The sequence below is a fragment of the Devosia insulae DS-56 genome (assembly GCF_000970465.2).
Classification (GTDB): Bacteria; Pseudomonadota; Alphaproteobacteria; order Rhizobiales; family Devosiaceae; genus Devosia_A; species Devosia_A insulae.
Map to the genome: position 1 here is coordinate 1 of NZ_LAJE02000226.1, position 10,635 is coordinate 10,635.

Genomic DNA, 10,635 nt, shown 5'->3' on the forward strand with positions numbered 1-10,635 from the left:
GACGATTCCAGTCAGGATCGAGCTAATCGCCCGAGGGTTAACGATTGGTTACGAACCGCCTCAACCCGGCACAAATTGCCGGGCAGTTTTTGCCACGCGTCCTGCCGAGCGGCAGCTCATGCCGGGCCGCACCCAACTCTAACGCATTGATTTTGCTTGATATTGCGACTTGGCATGGTTGCTGCAGTGTTAATGGCGAGCCTGACGGCCTGGGGAGGTCGGACGGTTCGGGGACGTAACGGGGACTTCGGCGCCATGGAAAATGCGCAGCTCATCGGATTGTCGCGGCAGATCGCCTTGCAGCGGCAGATGGATGTGGTGGCGAACAACATCGCCAACATCAACACGACAGGATTCAAATCCGAACAGCTGTTGTTCGAGGAGTACCTGATGCCGGTCGCCCGGGATCGCGACTTCCCGACGCTTGATCAGTCCCTCAGCTACACCGACGACTGGACCACCATTCACGACATGTCCGGCGGCGCGTTGGTAGAGACCGGCAACCCGCTGGATGTGGCACTGCAGGGCGACGGCTTCCTCGCCGTCGAGACCACCGCCGGCGAGCGCTACACCCGGTCCGGCTCACTCGCCATCGATACCAGCGGCACGCTGGTCGATCTCAACGGCAACCCGGTGCTCGGCAATGGCGGGCCGATCCAGTTCGCCGCCGGCGAAACCGACATCATGATCGCTGAAGACGGTTCGGTCTCCTCCAGCGCCGGCCAGAAGGGGCGCCTGCGCCTCGTCGAGTTCGCCGATCCGCAGTCGACCACCCGCGAAGGCAGCAACCTCTGGGCCGGGACCGACCCGATCGAAGCGACTGAAACCCGGGTGCTGCAGGGCTCGATCGAGAAATCCAACGTCAACGGCGTCGGCGAGATGACCGAGATGATCCGCGTCCAGCGCGCCTACGAGAGCGCCGCCTCGCTGATCTCCAAGCAGGACGACCAGCGCCGCACGGCGATCCAGAAACTCGGCAACCTCAACGGCTGATCGGAGCAGATAAGATGAAAGCCCTCTACATCGCTTCGACCGGCATGGCCGCCCAGGAACGCAACGTCGAAGTCATTTCCAACAATATCGCGAACATGCGCACCACCGGCTACAAGCGGGCGCGTGCCGAGTTCCAGGATCTGCTCTACCAGGTCCAGCGCCAGGCCGGCAGCACCACCTCCGAGACCGGCACCATGGCGCCGGTCGGCATCGAGGTCGGCTCCGGCGTGCGCACCGCCGCGACGCCGCGCGTCATGAGCCAGGGCACTGTCGCCCCGACCGAGAAGGAACTCGACCTCGCCATCCGTGGCGAAGGCTTCTTCGTCGTACAGATGCCCGACGGCCGCACCGGCTACACCCGTGACGGCTCGTTCGAGCGCAGCCCCGAGGGCCAGCTGGTCAATGTCGACGGCTACGAGATCCAGCCCGGCATCACCATTCCCGGCAATGCCAACTCGGTATCGATCAGCCCAGATGGCACGGTCGAGGTGTTCCTCGATAACGACACCACTCCGACCACGGTCGGGCAGTTGCAGCTGGCGCGCTTCGTCAACAAGGCCGGCCTTTCCTCAGCCGGCAACAACCTGTTCGTCGAGACCGCCTCGAGCGGCCCGGCGCAGATCGGCACGCCGAACCAGGACGGCATGGGCGACCTGCTGCAGGAATATCTCGAAGCCAGTAACGTCAACTCCGTCACCGAAATCGCCGACCTGATTGCCGCTCAGCGCGCCTACGAGATGAACGCCCGTGTCATCTCCGGCGCCGACGAGATGATGCAGTCGGCCAGCCAGTTGCGCTGATCAGGAGAAGCTAGATGCACAAATTCATCCTCCCTGCCCTGCTCCTGGCCTTCGCCACCTCCACCGCACTGGCGGCGCCGGTGCTCAAGGCGGACGTCTCGGTCAACCACCCGGTCATCACCGTCGGCGACATGTTCTCCGATGCCGGCCTCCTCGCCGAGCGCGCTCTGTTCCGCGCCCCCGAGCCCGGCACCACTGGTATCGTCAGCCTCGACGCGGTGCGCGCTGCTGCCAGGAAGGCCGGGCTTACCGATTACAGCCAGGAGGGCCTGCTCAGCGTCCGCGTCGAGCGCCGTGCGACGGTGGTCGATACGACCGTCCTCTCCGGCCTCATCTCCGCCGACCTCGCGGTTCGCGGCCTGCTCCCGCAAGGCGGCGAGCTTCATACCCGCTTCGACAATCCGTCGCTCAGCTACAATGCCGAGGCAGTCGAGACCCCGGTGACGCTGCTGGCGCTGCGCTACCAGCCGGGTGCGGCGAGCTTTGCCGCCCGCTTCCAGGTCGCCGGCATGGACCTGCCGGTCGACGTCTCCGGCAGCATCGACCTCCTGGTCGAAGTGCCGCACCTCGCCGCCTCGCTGAAGGCCGGCGCCGTGCTGAGCCCGGCCGATATCGAAATGAAACGCGTCTCGCTCGCCTTCGCCGACCAGTCCGGCGTCGAGAACCTCAACGACCTCGTCGGCAAGCAGCTCCGCCGCAACTCGCGCGCCGGCGTCATGCTGAAGGCCGCCGATGTCACCGAGCCGCTGGCGGTGCGCCGCAATACCGAGGTCACCGTGCTGCTCCGTACCGGCCCGATGACCCTGACCGTGGTCGGCCAATCGCTTGGCGACGCCGCCACCGGCCAGCCGGTGCAGGTGATGAACAGCGTATCGCGGAAAATCCTCAACGGCGTCGCGACCGCCAATGGCGCGGTGGAGATCACCACCGCCGCCGCCAAGCTTCAGGTCGCCGGACTGTGACGGGCGAAAGGACAATGAAAATGCACCCGATGAAACTCTTCGCTACCCTCGCGCTCACCGCCCTCCTCGCCGGGTGCTCGACCATGGATCAGCTCGCTTCGGTCGGCCAGCAGCCGCGCCTGACCGCCATCTCCGACCCGACCGCCCAGGCCGGCTATCGCCCGGTGCAGATGCCGATGCCCGAACCGGTGGTCGCCTCGTACCAGCCCAACTCGCTGTTCTCCAACGAGGCCCGCGGCTTCTTCAAGGATCAGCGCGCCCACAAGATCGGCGACATCCTGACGGTGATGGTGACCATCGACGACAGCGCCAAGATCTCGAACTCCACCGATCGCGAGCGCACCTCGTCGTCGGAAGGCAGCGTCGGCGGCGTGCTCGGCTCGATCTTCGGCGGCAAGGTGCCGCTGGCCGATGTGCAGGCCTCGGGCAAGATCACCACCTCGGGCGATATGACCGATGGCGGCTCGGGCTCGGTGAACCGCAAGGAAAGCCTCGCCACCCAGGTCGCCGCCGTCGTCGTGCAGGTGCTGCCCAACGGCAACCTGGTGATCGAGGGCCGGCAGGAAGTGCGCGTCAACTTCGAGGTGCGCGAACTGATCGTCGCCGGCATCGTGCGCCCCGAGGATATCCACGCCGACAACACCATCCCCTCGTCCAAGATCGCCGAAGCCCGTATCTCCTACGGCGGCCGCGGCCAGATCACCCAGGTCCAGCAACCCCGCTACGGCCAGCAGATCGCCGACGCGATCCTCCCCTTCTAAGCCTGGCGGAGGCGCCTCGGGCGCCTCCTCCGGCCCCCTTCCCCATCGCTGGCGGCACAATCCCCCATTGGTGCCGTCAGCCTCGGCCGGTTCCAGAACAGAACCCGCCCCAGAGGGCGCAATCTCCCCGGCTGCGCCCTTTCCCCATTCAAAGACAATCGCTTAGCCAGGTGAACGGCGAATTCAGTGACGGTTTAGGCGGATCGGCGCAGGCTTTTGTCAGTCTCACTTCACTGAACGAAAGTAACTACCATGAACGTCACAAGACTTACCCGCCGCCTGGCTCTGCTTTCACTGCCGATCGCGATCGCAGTTGCAGCGCCGCTCGCGGCAACCACCCCTGCCCACGCCGGCAGCAACATGGCCAAGGTCGATATCGTCGCCGAAGGCATCGACATGGAGCCGATCTATGTCGACTCCCGGGCCTCTGGCTACACCGGCTCGGAGCAGAAGGCGCACAAGTATATGGTCCGCGTCTTCGCCAAGGCGGCCGGCCAGAACCGCGTCTGGAAGGTCCAGATTTACGGCATCGGCAAGAACAACAGCTTGTTCGAGAAGAATGTCGGCCGCTCCGAAGGCTGGGACGTCTACGGCAAGAGCCTCGAGGTTCACGCCAAGCCAGGGAGCCTCTCCTGGATGACCACCCCGAAGACCGCCTGTGACAACCTGATGAAGGAGAAGATCGCCGAGGGCATGACCAAGGCCCAGGTGCTGTCGAACGACCGCAAGACCACCGCCCTCGCCTTCATCGGCTTCGCCGCCTACGCGGATACCAAGAGGAACAACAAGCAGGGCGATCACGACTCTGCCCAGGGCGGTTACAGCCACCTCGACAACTCCGCCTACCAGGTGCGGGTCGTCTGCCGCGCCGCGCTCTAGGCCTGCGATCGTCGCCATCGGCAGGGCGCAGTCACCCCGGCTGCGCCCCTTCCCCCTTGCAAGGGACCGAAACATCAATCCTTACTGACACTTGTCTCGAGGGACCACGCCACATCGTCAGAGCAACTGGCCGCAGAACGATAGTTACTGATGATATATTGCGAAGGTCGCATCTTTTCGGTTTTACTGCCCCAAGGGGGAGCACATGAGCGACATAAGTTCACACCAACCGAAGGGAGTTGAGCGGCTCGTATTGCGCGCGGGGGCCATACTTGGAGCCCTGAGCGCAATTGTCGTGATCCCTTTCTTTGCCGCGAATTTTTTCAGAGATATCCAAGATATTCAGAGGCTCGTGCAAGACCAGGCTGTGAAAATCGCCGAGCTAGAAAGCCGTGCCACGACCGTCGGGGCAGACGGACCGCCAGGGCGCAGCCTCGAAATGAGAAGCACAACAACACACCTGCAGTGGCGGCTTGTGGGCGATACAGGTTGGAGCGATCTCGTCGCCCTGGACGAGTTGCGCGGGCCGCCCGGCCAGGATGGCGCGGCTGGGGTGCCCGGACAAGCGGGGACACCAGGGACAGCAGGTCGCGATGGGGAATCAATCTCTGAGGACACGATCCGAGAGATTGTGAGGCAACAGGTGGGTACTTTGCAGGGTGGTCGGCTTTCCACGCCTCCAGCCATACCCAGCTCGCCAACTACCAAATCGATCGAGGTGTTTCAGGACGACTCCTTCGACACTCAACGAGGCACCACAATTGGCGTGGGCGACGCCAGTTCGGTAACCACGCCGTTCTACGTCGACGGAAAGACACATCGCCTCCGACCTGGGCAATCGGTGACGGTCTCAGATGGTTGCACGCTCGTGTACCGCGGTCTGGTCGAACTACCCTTCGGTCAGCGGCAAAAGGCACGGGTGGACGTTCGGTGCCCGATCTAAGTCCCCTCGCATAATGACCCGCAATCGTCGTGAGTGAGAGCGCTCCGCGCTAGGAGCGAGATTTCGGGCGGCCCGCCCATGAGCGCCTGCCGGCCGATCCCGTATTCCCGATACCATCCCCGAACGGTATCGGGGTGTTTGCTGAAGCGGGCCGCCGCCACCTTGAGCGGAAGCGCATCATCCTCGGCTCAGGCAACCGCAATCGCCACTGACCGTAGGGGGCAGCCGCCTCGACTGCGCCCTTTCCTGTTGATCCCATTTGGTAAACCAAACACCGGGTCATTCCCGGCCAAAGCGGGAATCCCTGTTTTCTTGCCAGCGGCGACATCCTAAACAGAGGTTCCCGCGTTCGCGGGAATGACCCGGTGGGTGTTCGACCCGCTGCGGTTGCTGCTCACTCAAGAGGCCAACCATGTCCGCCAATTCCGCCTTCTCCAAACTCGATGCGCTGAGCCGCAAGCTGGAAGCCATCGAGCATGCGCAGTCGATGCTGGGCGTCGACGAGGCGGTGATGATGCCGGTGGGTGGCGGCGAAAAGCGCGCCGAGACCATGTCGACTTTGGCCGGCATGTACCACGAGATGGCCACCGCGCCGGAGGTTGGTGACTGGCTCGGCGATGCCGAGGCCGAGCCGCTCGACGAGATGCAGAGCCTCGCCATTCGTGAGTTCCGCCGCGTCCATACCAACATGACCTGCCTCTCGGCCGATTTCGTCCGCAAGCAAGTGAACGCCCGCATCCGGGCCGAGCAGCTCTGGCGCGAGCTCAGGCCCACCGGCGACTGGGCCGGCTTCCTGCCGGCCTTCGAAGGGCTCGTCGCCACCGCCCGCGAAGAAGCGCAGCTGCGCGCCGACGTGCTCGGCCTGTCCCCCTATGACGCGTTGATGGAGCAGTACGACCCCGGCAACCGCGTCGCCGAGGTGGCGCCGGTGCTCAACGACCTGAAAACCTTCCTCAAGGATTTTGTCCCGGCGGCCCTGGCGCACCAGGAAGCAAAGCTCGCTCGGCGCCCGCTGAAGCCGCTGAACGCCCCGTTCGCCATCGACAAGCAGAAGGCGCTGGGCCTCGTGATGATGGAGGCCGTCGGCTTCGACTTCGAGCATGGCCGCCTCGACGTCTCGCACCACCCGTTCTGCGGTGGCGTGCCCACCGATATCCGCATGACCACCCGCTACACCGAGGGCGAGTTTTTGACCTCACTGATGGGTATCCTGCACGAGACCGGCCACGGCCTCTACGAGCAGGGCCTGCCCAAGGAATGGACGCACTGGCCTGTCGGTCGCGCCCGCGGCATGGCGATGCACGAGAGCCAGAGCCTGTTCGTCGAAAAGCAGATCGCCCGCTCGCCCGAGTTCTGGGAGTGGGCCATGCCGCATGTGCGCGAAAAGCTCGGCGCAGAGGCCATTGCCGGCTGGGACCTCGAGGACGTGCTGGCGCATGTCCACTTCATCGAGCGCGGCCTGATCCGCGTCGATGCCGACGAGGCCACCTACCCACTGCACGTCATCCTCCGCTTCGAGCTGGAGCAGGACCTGATCAGCGGCAAGCTGGCGCCCAAGGACGTGCCGGCGGCCTGGGACGCCAAGATGCGGGAGTATCTGGGGCTCTCGACCATCGACAACATGAAGGATGGCCCGATGCAGGACGTGCACTGGCCGTCGGGCGCCATCGGCTACTTCCCCAGCTACACCCTGGGCGCCATCATCGCGGCGCAGCTCTGGAGCGCCATCGAGCGCGACCAGCCGAACGCCCGCGAGGACATGCGCAATGGCCGCTTCGTCGGCATCAACGACTGGCGGCGGGAGAACATCTGGAGCCAGGCGAGCAAGTACTCGACGCCCGAGCTGTTGCAGCGCGCCACCGGCGAGAAGCTGAACTCCAAGCACTTCCAGGAGCACCTGGCGCGCCGTTACCTCAGCTGATCGGGGGTAAGCCATGGCCAAGGATCGACCATCGGTCCTGCAGCCACTGCAGCACGGGACCTTCCGCAACATTTGGGTGGCGAACCTCGTCTCGAGTTTCGGCGCCCTGATCCAGGGCGTCGGCGCCGCCTGGATGATGACGGCGCTGACCAACTCGGTCGACCTGGTGGCGCTGGTCCAGGCCTCTACCTCGCTGCCGATCATGCTGTTCTCGCTGCTCGGCGGCGCCATCGCCGACAATTTCCCGCGCCGCCGGGTGATGCTGGTGGCGCAGGTCTTCATGCTGGCGGTCTCGGCGCTCCTGACCCTCAGCGCGCTGCTCGGGTTGATCACCCCGTGGCTGCTGCTGACCTTCACCTTCCTCATCGGCTGCGGCACGGCGCTCAACAACCCATCCTGGCAGGCCTCGGTGGGTGACCTGGTGCCGCGCTCGAGCGTCGGCTCGGCGGTGGCGCTCAACTCCATCGGCTTCAACCTGTCGCGTAGCCTCGGCCCCGCCGTGGGCGGCATCATCGTCGCGGTGGCCGGCGCCGCGGCGGCGTTCGCGGTCAACCTCGTCAGCTACCTCGGGCTATTGTTCGTGCTGCTGCGCTGGAAGCCGGCCCCGGCCCCGGCCGGCCTGCCGCGCGAGGCGGTCGGCGCGGCGATGTTCGCCGGTGTCCGCTACATGGCGCTGTCGCCGCAACTGGGCAAAGTCTTGGTGCGGAGCTTCATCTTCGGCCTCACTGCCAGCTCGGTGCTGGCGCTGCTGCCGGTGGTGGCGAGCCAGATCCCCGGCGGTGGCCCCTTGGTCTATGGCCTGTTGCTCGGCGCCTTCGGCCTCGGCGCGGTTGGCGGCGCGCTGATCAGTGCCCGGCTGGCCGAACAGTTCTCCAGCGAAGCCATCGTTCGGCTGGCCTTTATCGGCTTTGCCATCTGCGCCGCGGTCACCGGCCTCAGCCCGTCGCCCTGGCTGACCGGCGTCGCCCTGATGCTCGGCGGCGCCTGCTGGGTGCTGGCCCTGACCCTGTTCAACGTCACCGTGCAGCTCTCGACCCCGCGCTGGGTGGTCGGCCGTTCGCTGTCGCTCTACCAGACCGCCACCTTTGCCGGCCTCGCCGCCGGCAGTTGGTTATGGGGCGTTGCCGGCGAAGAGTTCGGCGTCAGCAATGCGCTGGTCGCTTCGGCGATCGCCCTCGTCGTCGGCGCCGGAGTCGGGCTGCTGCTGTCGATCCCGCCGCGCGTCATGCTCGACCTCGACCCCGCCAACCGCTGGCAGGAACCGCAGATCGCGCTGCCGATCGAGCCGCGCTCCGGGCCGATCGTCATCAGCATCGAATACAAGATCCGCCCGCAGGATGTGCGCGAGTTCCTGCGCGTCATGGCCGATCGCAAGCGGGTGCGGATGCGTGATGGCGCGCGCGAATGGGTGCTTCGCCGCGACCTCAGTGAGACCGACGTCTGGATCGAAAGCTACAAGAGCCCGACCTGGACCGAGTATGCCCGGCACAACCAGCGGCTGACCCATGCCGACGAGGTGATCGGCGAGAAACTGCGCAACCTGCACCAGGGCCCGGAACGCCCGGTGGTGCGCCGGATGATCGAACGCCCACCGAACTGGTTCGCGGCGATTGCCGCCAACCGGACAATCGACCCGCCGTGATGATCGTGAGCGCCATCGCGTCTCCGGATTGGGCGCAAGGATGAGCGACTGACTGCGGCAGATGGCCCCCTCCCATCCTCCCCCATGAAGGGGGAGGTGCCTCATCGAGTGCTTGGCACGATCGAGACAGAGCCTCGACTCTTCACCTCCCCCATATGGGGGAGGCCGGGGGGGCCGTCTCTATCAGTCGGGGTAAGCCGGCCACCAAGGTTGACATCTCAGCGATCATCCCTATTTTCCGCCCATCCGCAGCACCAACCGGCAGGTCCCCATGGATATCCGCATGACCGATCAAACCACCCTGATCCGTCACCCGGAGTCCAACTATGCCCGGTTCTATTTCGCTCAAAGCGGTGAGCTACAAGACGCCTGATGGCGTCACCCTCTTCTCAGATCTCGATCTTTCCTTCGGTCCGGTTCGCACCGGCCTGATCGGCCGCAACGGCACCGGCAAGACCACGCTGCTGAAACTGCTGCTCGGCGAACTCATGCCGTCCAGCGGCGAGATTGTCGTCTCCGGCACGCTTGGCGTCTTGCGACAAACGGTGCAGCGCTCCGACGCCAGTGTCGCCGATGCGCTAGGCTGCGCCGCAGAACTGGCCCGGCTCGATCGGCTCGAAGCCGGCACCGGCTCACTCGAGGATGCCGAAGCGGCCGACTGGCTGCTGCCGGCAAAGATCGGGACCGCCCTCGCCGATGTCGGCTTGCCATCACTCGCGCTCGATCGTCCCACCGCGACGCTGAGCGGTGGCCAGCGCACCCGCCTGTCGCTGGCGGCGCTGCTGATCGAGCAACCTGATATACTGCTGCTCGACGAGCCCACCAACAACCTCGACCGTGATGGCCGGACGGCCGTCACCGAGCTGCTGAAGCGCTGGCGCGGCGGCGCCATCGTCGTCAGCCATGATCGGGCCTTGCTGCGCGAGATGGACGCCATTGTCGAGCTCACGACGCTCGGCGCCCGCACCTATGGTGGCAACTGGGACCTCTACCAGGAGCGCAAGGCCATCGAGCTGGCTGCCGCCGAGCAGGGCCTCGCCAGTGCCGAACGCACCCTCGGCGAGCTCGACCGCAAGACGCAGCTGCTGCGTGAGCGCAAGGCCAAGAAGGATGGCGCGGGCGCCCGCAAGGCGGCCAAGGGCGATACCCCGCGCATCATGCTGGGCGGCATGAAGATGAACGCGGAGAACACCAGCGGCGAGCAGGCCAAACTCAGTGAACGGCGCCGCGCCTCGGCCAGCACGGCGCTCGCCGCCGCCAAGGCCGAGGTCGAGGTGCTGCAGCCCATGGCGGTGAAGCTCGAGCCGAGCCGCCTCGCCAATGGCACCACGGTGCTGCAGCTCGATCGGCTCACCGGCGGCCCGCTGCCGGAACAGCCGGTGATCCGGAACCTGAGCCTCGTCATCACTGGCCCCGAGCGGGTGGCGATCACTGGCCCCAATGGCTCCGGCAAGACCACCCTGCTCCGGCTGATCACCGGCGCCCTCGCCCCAGAGAGCGGCGCGGTGCGCATCGCGCGCCGCCATGCCTTGCTCGACCAGGAGGTCAGCCTGCTCGATCCGAGCCAGACCATTCGCGCGAACTACCTGCGCCTCAACCCCGAGGACGGCGAGACCACGGCGCGCTCGGCGCTCGCCCGCTTCATGTTCCGTGCCGACGCTGCGCTGAAACCGGTCGGGCAGCTCAGTGGCGGCGACATGCTGCGCGCCGGCCACGCCTGCACCATCGGCAGCG

General features: G+C 65.8%; 8 protein-coding genes. All 8 read left to right on the plus strand.

From position 1 onward, the window contains the following. The first annotated feature begins 255 nt into the window (after positions 1-255). The gene (flgF, locus tag VW23_RS16310) at positions 256-993 is read left to right on the plus strand and encodes a flagellar basal-body rod protein FlgF (RefSeq protein WP_069910607.1); all 738 of its coding nucleotides are present in this window, start codon (positions 256-258) and stop codon (positions 991-993) included. Between the two features lie 14 nt (positions 994-1,007). After that, complete coding sequence (flgG, locus tag VW23_RS16315; protein WP_069910608.1) at positions 1,008-1,793, plus strand: flagellar basal-body rod protein FlgG; 786 nt, start codon at positions 1,008-1,010, stop codon at positions 1,791-1,793. 14 nt (positions 1,794-1,807) lie between these two features. Then, the gene (flgA, locus tag VW23_RS16320; protein WP_069910609.1) at positions 1,808-2,755 is read left to right on the plus strand and encodes a flagellar basal body P-ring formation chaperone FlgA; all 948 of its coding nucleotides are present in this window, start codon (positions 1,808-1,810) and stop codon (positions 2,753-2,755) included. 29 nt (positions 2,756-2,784) lie between these two features. Then, a complete protein-coding gene (gene flgH / locus VW23_RS16325) occupies positions 2,785-3,516 on the plus strand; it encodes a flagellar basal body L-ring protein FlgH (RefSeq protein WP_425285213.1) in 732 nt (243 codons plus the stop codon). 252 nt (positions 3,517-3,768) lie between these two features. Continuing rightward, positions 3,769-4,395 carry a hypothetical protein gene (locus VW23_RS16330; protein WP_069910611.1) on the plus strand — a complete coding sequence of 209 codons (627 nt, stop codon included), beginning with the start codon at positions 3,769-3,771 and terminating at the stop codon, positions 4,393-4,395. 1,355 nt (positions 4,396-5,750) lie between these two features. Further along, entirely contained in the window at positions 5,751-7,259 is a 1,509-nt protein-coding gene (locus VW23_RS16340) for a carboxypeptidase M32 (RefSeq protein WP_069910613.1), read from the plus strand. A 13-nt stretch (positions 7,260-7,272) separates the two neighbouring features. Continuing rightward, positions 7,273-8,901 carry an MFS transporter gene (locus VW23_RS16345; RefSeq protein WP_069910614.1) on the plus strand — a complete coding sequence of 543 codons (1,629 nt, stop codon included), beginning with the start codon at positions 7,273-7,275 and terminating at the stop codon, positions 8,899-8,901. A 326-nt stretch (positions 8,902-9,227) separates the two neighbouring features. After that, a partial coding sequence (locus VW23_RS16350; protein WP_069910615.1) for an ATP-binding cassette domain-containing protein occupies positions 9,228-10,635 on the plus strand: 1,408 nt, incomplete at its 3' end.

Bases quoted from the DNA above. Each gene is read 5' to 3' on its own strand.
- flgF (WP_069910607.1), top strand. From the start codon at position 256: ATGGAAAATGCGCAGCTCATCGGATTGTCGCGGCAGATCGCCTTGCAG.
- flgG (WP_069910608.1), top strand. From the start codon at position 1,008: ATGAAAGCCCTCTACATCGCTTCGACCGGCATGGCCGCCCAGGAACGC.
- flgA (WP_069910609.1), top strand. From the start codon at position 1,808: ATGCACAAATTCATCCTCCCTGCCCTGCTCCTGGCCTTCGCCACCTCC.
- flgH (WP_425285213.1), top strand. From the start codon at position 2,785: ATGAAACTCTTCGCTACCCTCGCGCTCACCGCCCTCCTCGCCGGGTGC.
- VW23_RS16330 (WP_069910611.1), top strand. From the start codon at position 3,769: ATGAACGTCACAAGACTTACCCGCCGCCTGGCTCTGCTTTCACTGCCG.
- VW23_RS16340 (WP_069910613.1), top strand. From the start codon at position 5,751: ATGTCCGCCAATTCCGCCTTCTCCAAACTCGATGCGCTGAGCCGCAAG.
- VW23_RS16345 (WP_069910614.1), top strand. From the start codon at position 7,273: ATGGCCAAGGATCGACCATCGGTCCTGCAGCCACTGCAGCACGGGACC.